The sequence below is a fragment of the Photobacterium nomapromontoriensis genome (assembly GCF_050336815.1).
In the GTDB taxonomy this organism is placed as follows: domain Bacteria; phylum Pseudomonadota; class Gammaproteobacteria; order Enterobacterales; family Vibrionaceae; genus Photobacterium; species Photobacterium nomapromontoriensis.
This window is the reverse complement of record NZ_JAKJSL010000057.1, coordinates 21,532-42,348: the sequence shown is the minus strand read 5'-3', so window position 1 is coordinate 42,348 and position 20,817 is coordinate 21,532. Positions and strand designations below refer to the sequence as shown.

General features: G+C 48.1%; 14 protein-coding genes. 9 read left to right on the top strand and 5 right to left on the bottom strand.

Going from position 1 to position 20,817, the window contains the following annotated elements:
- Positions 1 to 84: 84 nt before the first annotated feature.
- The 5 genes from ampD (at position 85) to lpdA (ending at position 8,009) form a co-directional block, all read left to right on the top strand.
- Positions 85 to 636 carry a 1,6-anhydro-N-acetylmuramyl-L-alanine amidase AmpD gene (gene ampD, locus L4D12_RS22585; protein ID WP_428450082.1) on the top strand — a complete coding sequence of 184 codons (552 nt, stop codon included), beginning with the start codon at positions 85 to 87 and terminating at the stop codon, positions 634 to 636.
- 283 nt (positions 637 to 919) lie between these two features.
- Entirely contained in the window at positions 920 to 1,693 is a 774-nt protein-coding gene (gene pdhR, locus L4D12_RS22580) for a pyruvate dehydrogenase complex transcriptional repressor PdhR (RefSeq protein ID WP_428450081.1), read from the top strand.
- 140 nt (positions 1,694 to 1,833) lie between these two features.
- Positions 1,834 to 4,497 carry a pyruvate dehydrogenase (acetyl-transferring), homodimeric type gene (aceE, locus tag L4D12_RS22575; RefSeq protein WP_428450080.1) on the top strand — a complete coding sequence of 888 codons (2,664 nt, stop codon included), beginning with the start codon at positions 1,834 to 1,836 and terminating at the stop codon, positions 4,495 to 4,497.
- A 13-nt stretch (positions 4,498 to 4,510) separates the two neighbouring features.
- On the top strand, positions 4,511 to 6,403 hold the full coding sequence (aceF, locus tag L4D12_RS22570) for a pyruvate dehydrogenase complex dihydrolipoyllysine-residue acetyltransferase (protein WP_428450079.1): 1,893 nt from the start codon (positions 4,511 to 4,513) through the stop codon (positions 6,401 to 6,403).
- Positions 6,404 to 6,581: 178 nt separating this feature from the next.
- Positions 6,582 to 8,009: a dihydrolipoyl dehydrogenase gene (gene lpdA / locus L4D12_RS22565; protein ID WP_428450085.1), complete on the top strand. Its 1,428-nt coding sequence runs from the start codon at positions 6,582 to 6,584 to the stop codon at positions 8,007 to 8,009.
- A gap of 92 nt (positions 8,010 to 8,101) precedes the next feature.
- Here lpdA and L4D12_RS22560 read toward each other — a convergent pair whose 3' ends face one another.
- The 3 genes from L4D12_RS22560 to L4D12_RS22550 all read right to left on the bottom strand — a co-directional run bounded on the left by L4D12_RS22560 (position 8,102) and on the right by L4D12_RS22550 (position 12,812).
- Positions 8,102 to 8,563, bottom strand: coding sequence for a hypothetical protein (locus L4D12_RS22560; protein WP_428450078.1), 462 nt, complete (start codon positions 8,561 to 8,563; stop codon positions 8,102 to 8,104).
- Between the two features lie 16 nt (positions 8,564 to 8,579).
- A complete protein-coding gene (locus L4D12_RS22555; RefSeq protein ID WP_428450077.1) occupies positions 8,580 to 10,652 on the bottom strand; it encodes an LruC domain-containing protein in 2,073 nt (690 codons plus the stop codon).
- A 243-nt stretch (positions 10,653 to 10,895) separates the two neighbouring features.
- The gene (locus tag L4D12_RS22550) at positions 10,896 to 12,812 is read right to left on the bottom strand and encodes a methyl-accepting chemotaxis protein (RefSeq protein WP_428450076.1); all 1,917 of its coding nucleotides are present in this window, start codon (positions 12,810 to 12,812) and stop codon (positions 10,896 to 10,898) included.
- A gap of 451 nt (positions 12,813 to 13,263) precedes the next feature.
- On the opposite strand from L4D12_RS22550, the gene acnB reads away from it, so the two are divergent.
- Entirely contained in the window at positions 13,264 to 15,861 is a 2,598-nt protein-coding gene (gene acnB, locus L4D12_RS22545) for a bifunctional aconitate hydratase 2/2-methylisocitrate dehydratase (protein ID WP_428450075.1), read from the top strand.
- 115 nt (positions 15,862 to 15,976) lie between these two features.
- On the opposite strand, the gene L4D12_RS22540 is transcribed toward acnB, so the two are convergent.
- Both L4D12_RS22540 and L4D12_RS22535 read right to left on the bottom strand, forming a co-directional pair.
- Positions 15,977 to 17,113: a glycerate kinase gene (locus L4D12_RS22540; protein ID WP_428450074.1), complete on the bottom strand. Its 1,137-nt coding sequence runs from the start codon at positions 17,111 to 17,113 to the stop codon at positions 15,977 to 15,979.
- 171 nt (positions 17,114 to 17,284) lie between these two features.
- Positions 17,285 to 18,427 carry a sugar diacid recognition domain-containing protein gene (locus L4D12_RS22535; RefSeq protein WP_428450073.1) on the bottom strand — a complete coding sequence of 381 codons (1,143 nt, stop codon included), beginning with the start codon at positions 18,425 to 18,427 and terminating at the stop codon, positions 17,285 to 17,287.
- Between the two features lie 84 nt (positions 18,428 to 18,511).
- On the opposite strand from L4D12_RS22535, the gene L4D12_RS22530 reads away from it, so the two are divergent.
- The 3 genes from L4D12_RS22530 (at position 18,512) to L4D12_RS22520 (ending at position 20,688) form a co-directional block, all read left to right on the top strand.
- Positions 18,512 to 18,880 carry a YacL family protein gene (locus L4D12_RS22530; protein WP_428450072.1) on the top strand — a complete coding sequence of 123 codons (369 nt, stop codon included), beginning with the start codon at positions 18,512 to 18,514 and terminating at the stop codon, positions 18,878 to 18,880.
- A 193-nt stretch (positions 18,881 to 19,073) separates the two neighbouring features.
- A complete protein-coding gene (locus tag L4D12_RS22525; protein ID WP_428450071.1) occupies positions 19,074 to 19,412 on the top strand; it encodes a P-II family nitrogen regulator in 339 nt (112 codons plus the stop codon).
- Between the two features lie 46 nt (positions 19,413 to 19,458).
- Positions 19,459 to 20,688 carry an ammonium transporter gene (locus tag L4D12_RS22520; RefSeq protein ID WP_428450070.1) on the top strand — a complete coding sequence of 410 codons (1,230 nt, stop codon included), beginning with the start codon at positions 19,459 to 19,461 and terminating at the stop codon, positions 20,686 to 20,688.
- The last annotated feature ends 129 nt before the right edge of the window (positions 20,689 to 20,817 follow it).

Genomic DNA, 20,817 nt, shown 5'->3' with positions numbered 1-20,817 from the left:
ACCCTAGACCCTAGACCCTAGACCCTAGACCCTAGACCCTAGACCCTAGACCCTAGACCCTAGACCCTAGACCCGGAGAATTCAATGTTAACGATTAATCACGACCACTGGCTGCAAGGCGTTAAACATGTGCCGTCGCCGTTTTATGACCAACGTCCGGACAGTGATGATATCTCTCTACTGGTGGTGCATAACATCAGTTTGCCACCGGGGCAATTTGGTGGCCCTTATATTGAGCAATTGTTTACCGGGCGATTAAATCCGGATGAGCACCCTTATTTTGCGCTAATTGCTAAGTTTCGTGTCTCGGCTCACTGTTTAGTGCAACGAAATGGCGCTATCATCCAATTTGTGCCTTTTGATTGTCGGGCTTGGCATGCGGGGATATCGCAATTTGCCGGGCGAGATAAATGTAATGACTATTCAATTGGTATCGAACTGGAAGGAACGGACACACTCCCTTATACCCCAGAGCAGTACGCGACCTTAGCGACACTGACTCAGGCTCTGCTGAAACACTACCCCCACATGGATGCAGGTCGGATCACTGGCCATGAATTTATTGCCCCTGGCCGCAAGACGGATCCTGGTTTGGCGTTTGATTGGTTGGCTTATAAATCATCATTATCGATTTAGCCTCATTGTGGCTGACAACACATTGGTCTGACCAATATGAATCATCAACCTCCGGATTGTCCTAAGCCCTGTTGATGACTAATGTTTAACCTGTGTTAATAAGTATTCATAAGTTTTCATTCTTGTTAAATTTACCGTCGTTCTATGATTTCAATCAAGTTGTTGGTAGACATCTTCAATTAATTCTGTAAACTTTCTCTTGTAGTTAAATTGGTAATACCAATTACCCGCATCGCGGACTGTCTAGAAACGCTATATAAGTGCAACGAAGATAAAATAACTAATGACTTATAAACGAATTCGCCAACCTAAGCTCTCCGATGCTATCGAGCAGGAATTGGAACGGCTGATCCTTGAGGGGATTCTGTCTCCGGGTCAGCAGCTACCGCCTGAGCGTGAGCTGGCTAAGCAATTCGATGTTTCTCGCCCTTCAGTCCGTGAAGCGATTCAGCGCCTGGAAGCCAAACACTTACTCACTCGTCGTCAAGGCGGGGGCACGTTCGTGACAGAAAAATTATGGCAGGGTTTTTCTGAACCATTGTTGGATCTTCTCGCCGCTCATCCCGAAACACAATTAGACTTACTTGAGTCTCGCCACGCCTTTGAAGGTCTGGCTGCGTATTATGCCGCCCTGCGTGGCAATGATGATGATTTTACCCGTATCCGCGACTGTCATGCGCGGATACAGGATGCTCAGCAGCAAGGTGATTTGCCGGCAGAAGCCGCCGCCGTGATGCAATACCTGATAGCGGTCACTGAATCCGCCCATAATGTGGTATTGCTCCATATCATCCGTAGCCTTGCCCCACTGCTGGAGCAAAACGTATTACAAAACTTTGAGCTCCTGAACCGTCGCCCAGAGGTGGTGGAGAAGGTGCGAAGTCATCGAGCCAATATTGTTCAGGCGATTGTTTCAGGTGAGCCAGTACTGGCCCGCGAAGCGTCTCATGAGCATTTGGCTTATATTGAGGAAACTCTGTTGGATTTAACGCGTGAAGATAGCAGACGTGAACGCTCTCTTCGTCGGATTCAACAACGCAAGGATGGACTGGATTAATACCCCTTATCATGTAGCAAGCGTGGTAGTAAACAGTCGCGACACTATATTAGTCGTCATAATTATCTGCGTTTAATCGCTCAGATAGCTATGACGATTGGTATTAAGTTTTGTAGATTATCAACGAAAGGATAGATCGCATGTCTGAAGTCATGAAAAATGACGTGGATGTACTGGAAACTCAAGAGTGGCTTGCAGCCCTTGAATCAGTCGTTCGTGAAGAAGGTGTAGAGCGCGCCCAGTTCCTACTTGAACAAGTACTGGATAAGGCTCGTCTTGATGGCGTAGATATGCCAACAGGTATCACCACCAACTACATCAACACCATCCCAGCAGATAAAGAGCCTGCGTATCCTGGTGATACCACGCTTGAGCGCCGTATTCGTTCCATTATCCGTTGGAACGCCATCATGATCGTACTGCGTGCTTCTAAGAAAGATTTAGACTTGGGTGGCCATATGGCGTCTTACCAGTCTGCTTCTGCGTTCTATGAAGTGTGCTTTAACCACTTCTTCCGTGCCCCTAACGAGGTTGACGGTGGTGATTTGGTTTATTACCAAGGTCACATCTCTCCGGGTATCTACTCGCGTGCCTTTGTTGAAGGTCGTCTGACTGAAGAGCAGCTGGATAACTTCCGTCAAGAAGTGGATGGTAAAGGTATCCCGTCATACCCACACCCTAAACTCATGCCTGAGTTCTGGCAGTTCCCGACTGTATCTATGGGCCTTGGTCCTATCTCAGCCATCTATCAAGCGCGTTTCCTTAAATACTTGGAAGGCCGTGGCCTGAAAGAAACTGGCGCTCAGCGTGTTTATGCGTTCCTGGGTGACGGTGAGATGGATGAGCCTGAATCACGCGGCGCGATTTCTTTCGCTGCACGTGAAAAGCTGGATAACCTGTGTTTCCTTGTTAACTGTAACCTACAGCGTCTTGACGGCCCAGTAATGGGTAACGGCAAGATCATCCAAGAGCTAGAAGGCCTGTTTAAAGGCGCTGGTTGGAATGTAGTAAAAGTTATCTGGGGTAATAACTGGGACTCTCTTCTTGCGAAAGACACCACGGGTAAGCTTCTTCAGCTGATGAACGAAACTATCGACGGTGACTACCAGACATTCAAATCAAAAGACGGTGCGTACGTACGTGAGCACTTCTTTGGTAAGTACCCAGAAACAGCAGCCCTTGTTGCTGATATGACCGATGATGAGATCTTTGCGCTGAAGCGTGGTGGTCACGATTCTTCTAAGCTGTTTGCTGCATTTAACAATGCCAAAGAGACAAACGGCAAGCCAACTGTGATCCTTGCGAAAACCATCAAAGGTTACGGCATGGGTGATGCGGCTGAAGGCAAAAATATTGCTCACGGCGTGAAGAAAATGGACATGACGCATGTTCTTCATCTACGTGACCGTCTTGGCCTGCAAGATATTCTTTCTGATGAAAAAGTAAGTAAACTGCCTTACTTAAAACTGGAAGAAGGTTCTGCCGAGTACAACTACCTGCACGCACGTCGTACTGCGCTGCATGGTTATACGCCTAAGCGTCTGCCTAAATTCACACAAGAATTTAAAGTCCCTGAGCTAGAAGAGTTTGCACCGCTACTGGTTGAGCAGAAGCGTGAAATTTCGACCACAATGGCTTACGTGCGTACGCTAAACATTCTTCTAAAAGACAAGAATATCGGTAAAAATATCGTGCCGATCATCTGTGATGAAGCGCGTACGTTCGGTATGGAAGGTCTGTTCCGCCAGGTGGGTATCTATAACCCTCACGGTCAAGAATATACGCCAGAAGACCGCGGTGTGGTTTCTTACTATAAAGAAGCAACGTCTGGTCAGGTTCTGCAAGAAGGTATCAACGAGCTTGGCTCAATGGCATCTTGGGTTGCTGCTGCAACATCTTACAGCACCAATGATCTACCAATGATCCCATTCTACATCTACTACTCAATGTTCGGTTTCCAACGTGTTGGTGACATGGCATGGATGGCAGGTGACCAACAAGCACGCGGTTTCCTTTTGGGTGCCACCGCTGGTCGTACAACGCTAAATGGTGAAGGTCTTCAGCACGAAGATGGCCATTCACACATCATGGCGAACACAGTACCGAACTGTATCTCTTATGATCCGACGTATGCTTACGAGCTAGCGGTGATCATGCAAGACGGTATTCGTCGCATGTACGGTGAGAACCAAGAGAACGTTTACTACTACCTAACCGTAATGAACGAGAACTACGCTATGCCTGGTATGCCTGAAGGCGCCGAAGAAGGCATTCGTAAGGGTATCTATAAGCTAGAATCTTACGCTGGTGAGAAGAAAGTTCAGCTGATGAGCTCTGGTACTATCATGAATGAAGTACGTAAAGCGGCTCAAATCCTAAGCGACGACTACGGTGTTGCTTCTGATGTTTACTCGGTAACGTCATTCAATGAATTGACTCGTGATGGTCAAGATGTTGAGCGTTTCAACATGCTACACCCAGAAGCAGAGCAAAAAGTACCTTACATTACAACGGTAATGGGGACTGAGCCAGCCATCGCTGCGACAGATTACATGAAGAACTATGCAGAGCAAGTACGTGCATTTATGCCGTCTGAGTCTTTCAAAGTGCTGGGTACTGATGGTTTCGGTCGTTCTGACAGCCGTGCTAACCTACGTCGTCACTTCGAAGTGAATGCAGGCTATGTTGTTGTGGCTGCACTGACTGAACTGGCTAAACGTGGTGATGTTGAGAAATCAGTGGTTGCGAAAGCAATTGCTAAATTCAACATTGACGCTGATAAGATCAACCCGCTATACGCGTAAGAGGCAATAAAACATGGCAATCGAAATTAATGTACCTGACATTGGTGCCGACGAGGTTGAAGTAACAGAGATTCTTGTTAGCGTTGGCGACAAGGTTGAAGAAGAGCAGTCTCTGATCACTGTAGAAGGCGACAAAGCTTCTATGGAAGTACCAGCTTCTCAGGCGGGTATTGTTAAAGAAATTAAGATCGCAGTCGGTGACTCTGTGTCTACGGGTTCTTTGATCATGATCTTTGAAGCTGAAGGTGCTGCGGCAGCTCCAGCCGTTGGAGCCGCGCCAGCTGCTGCTCCTGTTGCGGCGTCTGTGGCTCCGGTTACCTCAGAGCTTAAAGAAGTGCACGTACCGGATATCGGTGGCGATGAAGTAGAAGTGACTGAAATCATGGTTGCTATCGGCGACAGCATCGAAGAAGAGCAATCTCTTCTTACGGTTGAAGGCGATAAAGCATCAATGGAAGTTCCAGCACCTTTCGCGGGCGTATTGAAAGAGATTAAAGTGGCGACTGGCGACAAAGTATCGACAGGTTCGCTAGTGATGATCTTTGAAGTGGCTGGCTCTGCAGCTGCAGCGCCTGTTGCTCAAGCAGAAGCACCAGTTGCGGCTGCACCAGCAGCGTCTGCAGAAAAAGAAGTGCACGTGCCGGATATCGGCGGTGATGAAGTCGAAGTGACTGAAATCATGGTTGCTGTTGGCGATACCGTGGAAGAAGAGCAATCTTTGATCACGGTTGAAGGCGACAAGGCATCAATGGAAGTTCCTGCGCCATTTGCTGGCACAATTAAAGAGATCAAGATTGCAGCTGGCGATAAAGTGTCGACAGGCTCTCTTATCATGATCTTTGAAGTGGCTGGCGCAGCACCGGCTGCGGCACCAGTTGCACAGGCGGCTCCTGCAGCCGCTCCAGCACCAACAGCAGCACCGGCACAAGCCGCTGCGCCAGCAGCGACTGGTGAGTTTGAAGCTAACAACGAGTACGCTCACGCGTCTCCAGTGGTGCGTCGTCTGGCGCGTGAGTTCGGTGTTAACCTTGCGAAAGTGAAAGGTACTGGCCGTAAGAACCGCATCCAGAAAGAAGACGTACAGAACTTCGTTAAAGACGCCCTTAAGCGCCTTGAGTCAGGTGCTGCGGCATCGGCTTCTGGTAAAGGTGACGGTGCAGCTCTTGGCCTACTGCCTTGGCCAAAAGTGGACTTCAGCAAGTTTGGTGACACTGAAGTTAAGCCGCTATCTCGTATTAAGAAGATTTCTGGCGCGAACCTACACCGTAACTGGGTGATGATCCCGCACGTTACACAGTGGGATAATGCTGATATCACTGCGCTTGAAGCTTTCCGTAAAGAGCAGAATGCGATTGAAGCGAAGAACGATACTGGCATGAAGATCACGCCACTTGTGTTTATCATGAAAGCCGTAGCAAAAGCGCTTGAGGCGTTCCCTGCATTCAACTCTTCACTTTCTGATGACGGTGAAAGCCTGATCCTGAAGAAGTATGTGAACGTAGGTATCGCCGTTGATACACCAAATGGCCTGGTTGTTCCTGTCTTCAAAGACGTGAACAAGAAAGGTATCTACGAGCTATCTGCTGAACTGGCAGAGGTATCGAAGAAAGCACGTTCAGGTAAGCTAACAGCGGCTGACATGCAGGGTGGTTGCTTCACTATCTCGAGCCTAGGTGGTATCGGTGGTACAGCGTTTACTCCTATCGTAAATGCGCCAGAAGTAGGTATCCTTGGTGTATCTAAGTCTGAAATGAAGCCTGTGTGGAACGGTAAAGAATTCGAACCACGCCTACAGCTTCCGCTGTCGCTATCATACGATCACCGTGTGATCGATGGTGCCGAAGGTGCACGCTTCATTACGTTCCTAAACGGCTGTCTATCTGATATCCGCCGTTTGGTGCTTTAACTTTTCCTATCGCAACGACCATGTCCGTTGAGGCGGGCATGGAATTGTTGTGTAGCTCACAGGCTGTCGTCATAGTGCTTTTGGTTTGTTAACAACTCTGTAAAATTGTTAGTTAAGTGAAACAAAAGCATACTTACCAATAGCCTGTTAGGGATAAAAGACTTACAACGAGGTCATGATGAGTAAAGAAATTAAAGCCCAGGTAGTGGTGTTGGGTTCAGGCCCTGCAGGTTACTCTGCGGCATTCCGCAGCGCAGACTTAGGTCTGGATACTGTCCTAATTGAAAAATTCAGCACCCTTGGCGGTGTTTGTCTGAACGTGGGTTGTATCCCATCAAAAGCCCTGCTTCACGTAGCAAAAGTTATCGAAGAAGCGAAAGCGATGGCTGAGCACGGCGTGGTATTCGGTGAGCCTCAGACCGATATCAATAAGATCCGTCTGTGGAAAGATAAAGTTATTACCCAGCTAACAGGCGGTCTTGGCGGTATGGCTAAGATGCGTAAAGTTAATGTGGTTAATGGTTATGGTAAATTTACTGGCCCGAATACCATTGTTGTTGAAGGTGCTGACGGCCAAACAACCATCACGTTTGATAACGCTATCGTAGCGGCAGGTTCTCGTCCAATCGAGCTACCATTTATCCCGCATGAAGATCCACGTATCTGGGACTCAACTGACGCACTAGAGCTGAAAGAAGTGCCAGAGAAGCTACTGGTTATGGGTGGCGGTATCATCGGTCTGGAAATGGGTACGGTGTATCACGCGCTGGGCTCTCAAATCGACGTGGTTGAAATGTTTGACCAAGTGATCCCTGCTGCGGATAAAGACATCGTTAAAGTCTTCACGAAGCGTATTAGCAAGAAATTCAACCTGATGCTGGAAACGAAAGTGACCGCGGTTGAAGCGAAAGAAGACGGTATTTACGTGTCGATGGAAGGTAAGAAAGCGCCTTCTGAGCCGACTCGTTACGATGCGGTGCTTGTTGCGATTGGCCGTGTACCAAACGGTAAGTTGCTTGATGCAGAAAAAGCCGGTATCGAAGTGGATGAGCGTGGCTTCATCAATGTTGATAAGCAAATGCGTACCAACGTACCACATATTCATGCTATCGGTGACATCGTTGGTCAACCTATGCTTGCTCATAAAGGTGTGCATGAAGGCCACGTCGCGGCAGAAGTGATCTCGGGTAAGAAGCACTACTTCGATCCTAAAGTGATCCCTTCAATTGCCTATACTGAGCCAGAAGTTGCATGGGTTGGTAAGACTGAGAAAGAAGCGAAAGCGGAAGGCATCAACTACGAAGTTGCGACGTTCCCTTGGGCTGCTTCTGGTCGTGCGATCGCCTCTGATTGTGCTGACGGTATGACGAAGATGATCTTCGACAAAGACACGCACCGTGTGATCGGTGGTGCTATCGTGGGTACTAACGGTGGTGAGCTGCTGGGTGAAATCGGTCTGGCAATCGAGATGGGCTGTGATGCGGAAGATATCGCATTGACTATCCATGCCCACCCGACACTACACGAGTCAGTGGGTCTAGCGGCTGAAGTGTTTGAAGGTTCAATCACTGATCTGCCAAACGCAAAAGCAGTGAAGCGTAAGTAATTACCTCACTGTTTATTGAATAAGAAAAAGCGCCCCTTTTAGTGAAGTGGGCGCTTTTTTGTATTCAACGTTAAGTGTTTGCTAGGCGGGAACTACGGGTATTGGAACCCATTATTGGGGTCAACGGGGAAGATCTGGGTAATCGGCGAGAGCTGATAATCAGTAAACATCACCATCATTAATAGTGACTGCTGCTGTTTTCCCACCGTTAATGTCTGACTGAGCTGGCCGGAATCTGTTGCTTGCATAAACAATTGTGAGTCTGGGTTAGGGATGGGGGTACTGTCATCACCATGCCATTGCTGATAAATACTGACATATGCTCGCTGGTTGGTGATAGCGCGCAAGTCTACGTTAATGCTTTGCTGTTGGCTGGTGGTAAAATCATAATTCGGCGCGACCTTGATGGTTGCCATGGAGGTCGTTTGATCCGCTGTTGGGCTATTATCGGATGCTCCTCCAGCCGTTGAATTATCTCCGCTATCGCCTCCCCCGCACGCGGTTAGCCCAAAGAGTAAGATGACCCCTAAAACGATATTGTTATACTGTGTCATAGCCGATTCCTTCTGATTATTCTAAGCCATAAAGATGCTGATTGATGCGTTTGCTTTGGGTGAACCAGTCAACATGATTCCCTGAGGTGGCATAATCAAAAAAGCGCGGATAAGCCAGTAACATATCGACTTGCTCAAGTGGATGAGTCCAGCTTTCTGTGATGATGAATCCCCATGGCAGACCATTAGGGGTTCGATATAGACTACCTAGACCGCTATCACTGCGGTCGTCGTAATTCCCCATTAGCTCTAGGCTCGTATTTGCTAAATCCGTTGGCTCATAATCATCGAGGTGAATTTCAAGCCCTCTTCCTAATGACGTCCCTTCACCATGGTATAAACCATCGGCGGCAAAAATGAAGGGGTCAAATGGGGCGGCGGGAAGGCTCCAAGACTTAATACCACTTATCAGAGGGACCGTGACCGAGAAGCTAAAGCGTTCAGTCTCCTGACACGTTTCCAGGGTGCGGTAAAAACGACAGTTTGATTCGGTGTCAGCATGCAAATTATCGGAAATGATCAGTACCACATTACTTTGCCCCGCCTCCAGTGGTGAGTCTGAAATTAATGTGCCATTTTGGGTGAAAATGATACCGCCTTCATCGGCGATACTGCGATTCAGAAAAGGGAGGTGGATACCGAAGCCATTCTGGTAGTCGGCCCCAAGAGCTTGTAATGATCCTGATATTTTGATTTGTCTCGCGTCGTTATTTTGATCGCTCTTAATTTCGATCTGGTAGCGCATTACCACATCATTGATATCGTAGTCGCCAGCTCTTGGCCAGCTATCTTCAAATGCAGCAGTGAAGGGACCATATTGGGCGGTACTCAGTTGGGTGTTGTCGAGTGTCACCATATAATCCTCGACTTCACCATCAGGGGCTCCACCAAATGAGGGGAGGTCTTCAACACTACTGATCCGAAACCTGGCCCATGTATCCCCTGCGGAAACGAAGTCGGGTACATTGATAATAATACTGTTCATCCCTTTGCTGACGGCATGTTTCGTGCTGATCTGCTCATAGCTATCAGAAAAATCGCCATCCTTATTCCAGTCAATCCAGGCATTAAGAAAACCCGCTTGGCTGGCTGTTACCGTCGCCATGGCGGATTCGCCATTCTGTAATGGGGTCAGTATTACGCCGTTTTCGTCGTCGATCCCGGTATTATCATCACTGTCTGTTAATTCGGTTTCACTGTCAGGGGCGACGCCGCCAAGATAGAGTGTATTGTTGGTTTGATCATGACGAGCACCATTATTATCGATAGCGGTTTGGTAACTGTCAGGGGCATCACCTAAGTCAAGGGCTTGGATTGGAGAGGGCGCAGAGGCACAGCGAACGCCATCATTAAGGCCAGAATTGGGGCCAGCAGCAAAACGGGTGGCGGTAGGTACAATGGTTGTGGGGTCAGTAATGTCTATCGAGAAGATGATACCGTCTTGATTACGGCTGAAGTAAAACTGTCCACTCGCCTCAAAATAGGCCGCCCCAAAGGTGCCCGTGATACCGGTATTGCCGAGGACAACTTTATTACCAGTGACGGGGTTGATGCGGTAGAGGTAGCCTCGCTTATTATCGATAGCATAAATGTTTCCATCACTGGGGTGGAAGGCAAAATCAGTGAGTTTCATGCTAGCGTCACTCCCCGATACCACTGTCGCCTTGAGGTAATTAGGATCGTTTTCATTGAGTGGAATTTTGTAGAGCCCTAACCCCTGACGATAAAGATAGTAGGTGTTGTTATCGACATCACCGACATAAAAAGGGGTATCGGGTAAACCGGTGACCGCTAAATTGGATGCGGTAAAATTACGATTAACCTGCACCACATTTTTTGACGTGGTATTGAAGGCGTAAATAAAGTTATCGGCCTCATTGTAGCCGGCGGCATTGAGGTTGCCGGTTTGGCCTATATTTGTTTGCAGTGTTTGATAGGCTCCTGTCAGTAAATTCACACCGTAGACATTGGTTTGGGCATCTTGCATCAAAAATGCGGTGTAGGGGCAGGTATCAAAAGCAGCACTGCTTGAGGTGTGACTCCACATCAATAATGGCAGCACAGGAAGTAAAATTTTTTTATCCATCATGACAATTCCTCTATGGCTGATTGGTACCAATCAAAATTAATGCCATGTTTTAAGGTGTTGTTTTACTTATGATTGATGGTTATGAGGTTTTTTTGTGGTGTTTTGCGTCTGATGATGTGGATATTTTGCGTTAAGATTTTTTATCTTGCGATGCAATCTGTGGCGTAGAGAAACCGCGTTATGAGTGAAATTAGAGGGGCAGGGAAAGGCATTAGTCCTCTCCCTGTCTTTTTTAATATGGCCTTACAACTTAAATGTTCCCACCATACCATCCAGACGCTTGGACAAATCACGCAGTGACTGGCTTGACTGAGCCAGTTCAGTGGCGGTATCTGCTGTTTGCTGGGTGATTTCGTTTATCTCTTCAATGTTGCAGTTGATGTCGTTAACGACAGTGGACTGCTCTTCAGTCGCCGTCGCGACCTGAGTATTCATGTCAGAGATCAGGGTAATGCGATCAGCGATAGAAAGTAGTGAATCTGAGGCGGTATCTGCCGCGTCGACCCCTTCGGAAGTCAGATGGCTACTCTGACCGATAGCAGTAACGGCATTGTTCGCCTCTTGCTGCAATTGATTGATCATGCTCTGGATCTCGTCAGTCGATGCCGCCGTACGGCTGGCAAGACTGCGTACTTCATCCGCAACCACGGCAAAGCCTCGCCCTTGCTCACCTGCTCGAGCTGCTTCAATGGCGGCATTGAGCGCCAGTAGGTTAGTTTGATCCGAGATACCGCGGATCACATCCAAAATACTACCGATGGTCAGGGTGTTATTCGCCAGAGAATTGATGACATCACTGACCTGCGCGATATCGGTGGACAGCTGGTTGATGGTTTCTCGAGCTTGGCCGATGACCTGTTGGCCTTGTTGCGTTTCTGCGTTGGCTGCATGGGCCGTATCAGCGGCTTGGGCTGCATTTGCTGCGATTTCATTAACGGTTGCCCCCATTTGATTGATCGCCGCCGCAATTTGGAGCGTTCTGTCACGCTGGTTATGGCTATTGGTTAATGTTCCCTCTGCCTGCTGAGCGACGGATTCGGCAGCGTCACGCAGGGCATTTCCCGTTTCGGCGACATCTCTGACCGAACTGTGGATCTTACTAATAAAGCTGTTGAAGCCTTCGGACAGTTGGGCGATTTCATCGTTACCATTAATGTCGATGCGGTGACGTAGGTCGCCTTCACCTTCACCGAGATCTTTAAATACCGACGCAAGTCGCGTAATGGGTTTGGTGATATTACTGCCGAGCCAGATAGCTAATAAGGTGAATAAAGCTGCGATACCTAACGCCCATATCATAATTTGTTGACGGGCTTGATCGAGCTGGACAAAGGCTTCTTCCAAAGGCAGTTGGGCAACGACATACCAATCCATTGATGGGATATAGCTGGACGCCAATAGCGTATCCTGACCATTAATGGTTACCTCAGTGACATTGAAATTATCTTTTTTCATTAAGATAGCGGCCTCTGGTCCCCCATAAAGCGTGGCGAGATCTTTTTTACCCATTATCGTGTTATTACGATGGATCTGTATATTACCGCTCGCATCGGCAAGAAAGACAAAGCCACTTTGTTCCAGTTTGAATTGATTAATAAATTCAACCATATCATCCAGTGATTTGGATAGCCCAGCCATCCCTCGACCATTCAGCTGTTGGTAGTTGATAAACAGTTTCACATCGCCGTTACTTTCACGAAAAATGCTTAATGATTGTGTTTTGCCACTTTGGGTAAAGCCATAAAACCAGTTGTCCTGCTGACGGTTTAATCGGCGTAGAAAACCGTTTTGATTCCAATAGTCTCCTGTCGTGCGATCTGCAACAGAGGCATCAAATAGATGGTACTGGTTTTTTATTTCATTGAGCTGTTCAACAATTTTATGGTCAGCGGTTGGGGTGCGGTCATTATGATATAGCGCGGTAATAAAGTGATTCGTCGCCAGCTGTTGAGCCGCAGACTGCATCTGCGAGACTTCCTTGTCGATATTATTGCGAATTTGTAAGAGTGTTGCGGGTAATTCAGAGTGCAGTAATCGATATTCGATCACATCGCGGGCTTGCTTTTGGCTGATAATCGCAACGAGAAGGGTCGATGCCAGTACCGCAAGGACGATGGCTAAGATCAGCTTTTGTTTAATGGTGAACTGGTTAAATATCATAACGGCTTATTAATAATTAAATGATCGAGGATGTGGTTAGGGGCGACCCTAGTTGAAAATTATCGCAAATGATGGAAGAACGTTTTAAGGCTTACATCGCATGTTCAGATGTTATCTGCATTCTTGTTGCATAACTTTAGGGGGATTTATCACATTTTGTGATGAGCACGCATCCGATGGCAAAGGAAGGCAATAAAGCATGAGGCATCTCTTATCTTACGTGCTGACGGTTGGGAGATTACAGGAATGGAGACAGGGAAAATAAATGTTGTAAAAATCAGGCGGATTTTAATTTTAAGTTAAATCTGGTATGCTAGCTGAACGGTTTTGATCTCTTTTGTTTGTATTTGGTGCTGATTTATAGGAATAACCCAGTGCTAATGTTTGGGGAGATCAATCACTTCCAAGGATGTTTGGCCTCTAGGCTAAACCGAAACAAGAGGAATATGTCGTGCTTGAAGCCTACCGTAAACACGTCGAAGAGCGTGCTGTAGAAGGAGTTGCCCCTCAGCCTCTCAATGCTGAGCAAACAGCCGCTCTGGTCGAGTTGTTAAAAACACCCCCTACGGGTGAAGAGTCTGTATTGTTGGATCTGCTTGAAAACCGTATTCCCCCAGGTGTTGATGAAGCTGCTTATGTTAAAGCGGGATTTTTAGCGGCAGTGACACAAGGTGAAGCGACATCCCCCATCGTTAGCAAGGAAAAAGCGGCTGCACTGCTTGGTACCATGCAAGGTGGTTATAATATTGAACCATTGATCGCGCTGCTTGATAATGCAGCTCTTGCCCCTATTGCCGTACAAGCCCTGTCGCAGACCTTACTGATGTTTGATTCCTTCTATGATGTGGAAGAAAAAGCCAAAGCGGGTAATGCGTTTGCTCAACAAGTTGTCCAGTCATGGGCAGATGCAGAGTGGTTCCTATCAAAGCCTGAGCTGGCTGAAAAAATCACCCTGACAGTCTTTAAGGTCACCGGTGAAACGAATACCGATGATTTGTCACCGGCGCCGGACGCCTGGTCGCGCCCTGATATTCCGCTTCATGCGTTAGCAATGCTTAAAAGTGATCGCGATGGGATCGATCCTGATCAGCCCGGTTCTATTGGTCCGATTAAACAAATTGCCGCCTTACAAGAACAAGGCCATCAACTGGTGTATGTCGGTGATGTTGTCGGTACTGGTTCATCGCGCAAATCAGCCACTAACTCCGTGCTGTGGTTTATGGGGGATGACATTCCTTATGTGCCGAACAAGCGTGCTGGTGGTTATGTGCTGGGTGGCAAAATTGCGCCGATCTTCTTTAATACCATGGAAGATGCTGGTGCGCTGCCTATTGAAGTTGATGTTACGGCACTGAATATGGGCGATGTTATTGATGTCTATCCGTATAAAGGTGAAGTGCGTCGTCATGGCAGTGATGAACTGGTTGCTACCTTTAAACTGAAAACAGATGTATTGATTGATGAAGTGCGGGCTGGTGGGCGTATTCCGCTGATCATTGGTCGCGGTTTAACGGATCGTGCGCGGCAATCACTGGGCCTGCCATCATCAGATGTGTTCCGTCGTCCGGGTGCGGTGGAAGATTCTGGTAAGGGTTATAGCCTTGCACAGAAAATGGTGGGTAAGGCGTGCGGCGTTGAAGGCGTGCGGCCTGGTACCTATTGTGAGCCGAAGATGACCACGGTTGGTTCACAAGATACGACCGGCCCGATGACCCGTGATGAGCTGAAAGATCTCGCTTGCCTGGGCTTCTCTGCCGAGCTAACGATGCAGTCGTTTTGCCACACCTCAGCCTATCCAAAACCGATTGATGTGAATACTCACCACACACTACCGGATTTCATTATGAATCGCGGTGGGGTATCGCTCCGCCCAGGGGATGGTGTTATTCACTCGTGGTTAAACCGTATGCTACTGCCTGATACGGTCGGTACTGGTGGGGATTCGCATACCCGTTTCCCATTAGGTATTTCATTTCCGGCCGGTTCAGGTCTCGTGGCGTTTGCGGCGGCTACTGGGGTGATGCCTTTGGATATGCCTGAGTCTATTTTGGTTCGCTTCAAGGGTGAGATGCAAGCAGGGATCACCTTACGTGATCTTGTTCATGCGATCCCGTATTTTGCGATTCAGCAAGGTCTGTTAACCGTAGAGAAAGCCGGTAAGATTAATGAATTCTCAGGCCGCGTGCTGGAGATCGAGGGGGTTGAGCACCTGACGGTTGAACAAGCTTTTGAGCTCTCTGACGCATCGGCAGAACGCAGTGCGGCTGGTTGTACCGTCAAGTTGTCTGAAGCCTCGATTACGGAATACCTCAACTCTAACATCGTAATGCTGAAGTGGATGATCGCAGAAGGTTATGGCGATCGCCGTACTATCGAGCGTCGTATCAGTGCGATGGAAGCGTGGTTGGCGAATCCTGAATTGATGGAAGCTGACAGTGATGCTGAGTATGCTCACGTTATTGAAATCGATTTGGCTGAGATCAGTGAACCTATCCTGTGTGCGCCGAATGATCCTGATGATGCTCGTTTGTTGTCGGATGTACAGGGTACGCAGATAGATGAAGTGTTCATTGGCTCATGCATGACGAATATCGGCCATTTCCGAGCGGCGGGTAAGTTGCTTGAGAAGTTCGGGGGTCAGCTTGATACCCGACTCTGGATTGCACCGCCAACCAAGATGGACAAAGATCAACTTACCGAGGAAGGTTACTACGGGATCTTTGGCCGGGCAGGGGTACGTATTGAAACCCCTGGATGTTCATTGTGTATGGGTAACCAAGCTCGCGTAGCTGATAAAGCCACGGTGATGTCAACATCAACCCGTAACTTCCCGAACCGTTTGGGAACCGGGGCCAATGTGTACTTGTCTTCAGCTGAACTGGCTGCGGTTGGGGCCATCCTCGGTCGTATTCCGACTAAGGCCGAATACCTGGAGTACGCGAAGCAAATTGATGCCACGGCGGCAGATACTTATCGCTACCTGAATTTCCACCGAATGGAAAACTACACCAATAAAGCGGATGAGGTGATTATCCAGCAGCCTGCTTAATTGACATAGGCTCGTTATTGGCGGGCTCATTCATTATGGATAGACAAGCGTCTCCCGTTCGGGAGGCGCTTTTTTAGCTTAAGCGTTGGTCTTTTACTGTCGTGTCAGTATTGCCTTAACGTTTCGCCATTTTTAGCATAGCGGCAACGTTGCGTGCGGTTAGCTGCACATTGACGGCGGCCTCTTCAAGCGCTTCTGGCAGTGGCATTGCCCGTGGGACGACGCTAAAGACGGCATCGATATCATGCTGATGGATCACTTCACAATCGGCAGACAGGCTCCCCGCAATCCCAATCACCGGAACGTGGAAGCGCTTTGCCGTTCGTGCAACGCCAATGGGTGTTTTGCCATGAATGGTTTGGCTGTCGATACGGCCTTCCCCCGTGATGACTAAATCCGCATCAGCCACAACATCTGCTAGGCTGACCGCATCCATGACGATCTCAATACCAGGCCGAAGATCGGCGTTCAGCAAGCCCATCAGTGCTGCTCCCATCCCCCCTGCTGCACCTGCCCCGGCCATCTCTTTCACATCACTGCCGAGTTGTGCGTTGATCAGTGTGGCATAGTGGGCCAAGTTGTGATCAAGCTGCTCAACCATTTCAGGTGTCGCCCCTTTTTGCGGACCGAAAACGTGAGATGCACCTTTAGGGCCACACAGGGGATTATCTACATCGCAGGCCACTTCCAATTTGATCTGGGCGAGGCGAGGATCAACGCCAGACATATCGATGGTGGCGAGGTGAGCGAGTGCGCCGCCACCGTAGCCGATCTCTTCGTCTTGATTGTCGAGCATTCTGATCCCCAGCGCTTGTGCCATCCCGATCCCACCGTCGTTCGTTGCGCTGCCACCGATGCCAACAATGATATGTTTAGCGCCTTTATCCAGTGCGGCTTTCATTAACTCTCCCGTCCCGTAGGTGGTGGTAAGCAGCGGGTTACGTTGTTCAGGTGCAACAAGGTGTAAGCCCGATGCCGCCGCCATTTCAATGACGGCGGTTTGCCCATCACCCATTAAGCCGTAAAAACCCGTGACCAGCTCTCCGAGAGGCCCGGTCACTGGATGTTCAATGATTTGGCCTCCCGTGGCATCAATCAGTGACTGAACGGTACCTTCGCCACCGTCAGCCATCGGCAATTTGATGTATTCGCTATCAGGGAATACATTGCGAAATCCGGTCTCAATGGCAGTCGCCACTTCCATTGCGGTCAGGCTTTCTTTGTATGAATCAGGGGCTATAACAATTTTCATGAGCGAATCCTTGCATGAGAAAGTGATCTTGCCTCGGTATAGGTGGTTTAGTGCCGGGCAATCGTCATTAACGGAGAATGTACATGACCTTAGGCTATTTTTCTTTGGGCAATATGACCAATAATTAGCATGTTATCGGCTTTAAAATTGTGCTATTGCACAGTTTTGTTGTCATGGTGAGCAAGTCAACGCGAGATATAATCGGGTTTTATCATTGATATTATTAAGTTTAATTTCTGTCTCTTGCTCGATACGTTCAAGTCGATAGCGAAGGGTATTACGATGGATATGGAGGATTTGACATGTCAGGCCTAAGTCACAATTTTGGGCAAAAAAGACCTTCAGGGTCTTGAACAGTATCCCGCGTGGGTCATGCCGTTTCAGTCGCTGCAGCGGCTGCATTAATTGCTCATGGCGCCACGGATCCTGTTTGACCCCATCAAGCAGGACGGACAGGATATGATCTTGGTAGTACAGCACATTGTCTTGGCTTACGGCAGAGTCCATCGTGGCTTGTGCGGTCTGGAAAGATTGAGCCAGTCCAGATAAGCCGGGAAAGTATTCGCCAAGTGCAATACGAACGGAAAATCCGCTTTCTTTTTTTATTTGCAGCAGGAGCGAGCTTAGCCACTGCTGTTCTCGTATTTTTGACCCGCCTGCCGTGTTGAGATTGATGGGTTTGAGGAGTACGATTTCATTCTTCGATACGGAGGTGATGCCGACCAGATTATCACGCTCAGGGTATTCAAGGATCTGAAGCATACGCTGGAGGTGTTCCAGAGACAGGCTCTCATCAGCGGAGGGGATCACTTTAATGATGGTCGCGATACGAGGCCGGGACAGATCCAGTTCAAGCTTCTGGGCAATGGACAGCAGTTGTGATTCGTTGAGCTCACTATGTTGGATTAACTGCAGAACCAACTCTTCACGGTGACGTTTATTCCACTGTACCTGTGACATTAAGGCTTCTTGTTCGACGATTAATTCCGCAGTCATTTTTACCAGCTCAGCGTAATTACGAACGTTAGCGGGTTCTCCGGAGATCCCGACAGCGCCGATAGTGTGCTGTTGAAAGACAATTGGTAGGTTGATCCCCGGTTTCACCCCTTTGAGTTGTTGGGCCGTGGCGGTATCAATCTCGACCACTCGGTTGTTGGTGATGGCGAGGATCGCCCCTTCATGGTGTTGATGAAGCCGGGTTGGATCGTCTGATCCGATGATCCGTCCATATTCATCCATGACATTAACGGAGTGGTGGATAATTTTCATCGCCCGTTCGACGATTTGCCTGGCGAGGGTAGCATTCAGTTGCATTCTTGTTCCAAATCCTGACAATGTGCGACCTGTATTGTATCAAGCTTATGGCTAGATACAGAATGATGATAATTGAGGGTAGCTATGGATTACGAATTTAAAAAGAACACGCTAGACGGTAGCTATCACGCCATTTTCTCGATGGGTCATGAGGCGCTAGGGCGCTGGCTTATTGAGGAAGTGGGGAAAGATTTTACCAAGCTGGATACGATTCTGGCCCAAATCAGTGCGCTAAAAAATAGCACTCAAGAATGGCGCCTACTCGGCGATGATTTGACCTTGTCTTTGCAGGATAATGAAGCATTGGTTCAGGCTAACTATCTGTTTTCTGAAGATGATACTGAACTTGACGATGACATGAACTTTTATGATGATGAATGTGTGTCCGTCTGTGGATTTGAGGATCTCGAGCAAATGTTACAGGCGTGGCGGGCATTTATAATACGTTTTTGAGCCGATTTTACAGATTCAGGCAAGACTGCTTCTTTTCGGGGAAAAGGCCGCACCATTATGGTGCGGCCTTTTTTTGTTTAGAGTCAGTGTAAATCTTAACGTATTGAATTAAAACGATATAAAAACTTGGCACAAAGCTTGTTTACTCTTTAATCATCACCGGAAGGGAATTCAGACGATTGAGGAGCAGGCAATGAAAATCATTAATGCAATTATTAAACCCTTTAAGCTCGATGATGTCCGCGAAGCATTGGCAGATGTTGGGGTGGAAGGGATGACCGTCTCAGAAGTGAAGGGATTTGGACGTCAGAAGGGGCATACCGAACTCTATCGAGGCGCCGAATATCAGGTGGATTTTCTACCGAAAGTTAAGCTGGAGATAGCGACTCAGGCTGAGAATGCTGACGCTGTTATTGAGGCCATCACCAAGGCTGCACAAACCGGAAAAATCGGAGACGGTAAGATTTTTGTCTATGACCTTGATCATGCAGTCAGGATCCGTACCGGTGAAACCGATTTAGAAGCCTTATAAAAATGGAATTTATAAGAACAAAAAAAGTGAATTGAGGACAACAGTTATGGAATTAACAACAACCGTTACAGAGTTGCGTTATGCACTAGATACTTTCTTCTTTTTAATGTCAGGGGCACTGGTGATGTGGATGGCGGCAGGGTTTGCCATGCTTGAAGCGGGGTTAGTACGCTCGAAGAACACCACCGAGATCCTGACTAAGAATATTTGCTTGTATGCCATTGCCTGTACTATGTACCTCGTCGTGGGCTACAACATTATGTATGTTGATAATGGGGCTGGTGGTTGGCTGCCGTCGTTCGGGACGTTAATTGGTACTCAAGCAGAAGGTGCGGATCACTCGCTAGAATCTGACTTCTTCTTTCAGGTGGTATTTGTTGCGACGGCGATGTCAGTGGTTTCAGGTGCTGTTGCTGAGCGAATGAAATTGTGGTCGTTCCTTGTTTTCTCTGTCATTTTAACGGCCTTTATTTATCCGATGGAAGGCTACTGGACATGGGGGGGCGGTTTCCTGTCAGAAGCGGGTTTTAGTGACTTTGCCGGTTCAGGTATTGTGCACATGGCCGGGGCGGCTGCGGCACTAGCCGGTGTTTTATTACTGGGTGCGCGTAAAGGTAAATACGGTAAGAACGGTGCTATTTACCCAATTCCGGGCTCAAACATGCCATTGGCAACGTTGGGAACATTTATTCTGTGGTTCGGTTGGTTTGGTTTTAACGGTGGCTCACAGCTTATGTTATCTGATTTTGAAAATGCCACCGCTGTCGGTCAAATCTTTTTGAATACCAATGCGGCAGCGGCAGCAGGCGCGATTACGGCACTGGCAGTATGTAAGACAACATGGGGTAAAGCGGACTTAACTATGATCCTCAATGGTGCGCTAGCGGGTCTGGTTGCGATTACTGCTGACCCATTATCCCCATCCCCGATGGCGGCGGTGATTATCGGTGTGGTTGCGGGTGCACTGGTGGTGTTTAGCATTATCGGGCTTGATAAAGTTAAAATTGATGACCCAGTAGGCGCGATTTCGGTACACGGCGTATGTGGTTTCCTTGGTCTGATGGTGGTGCCATTTAGTAATGCTGATGCTGCGTTTAGTACGCAGTTGCTGGGAGCTGCCGTCATCTTTGGTTGGGTATTTGGTGCGAGTTTAGTGGTATGGGCGGTATTGAAATACACCATGGGTATTCGAGTGACAGAGGAAGAAGAAATGGCGGGGATGGATCTTCACGATTGTGGTATCGATGCTTATCCTGAATTCGTCAGTGTGAAATAAGTAACATACATTTAGTTCACATCTTTTAAAAAACGCTGCAGAAATGCAGCGTTTTTTTTATTTTTATGGCTGCCATGGATTGTGTTAAGTAAATGCTACAGTATAATTGAGCGAGATTGATAACTGTTA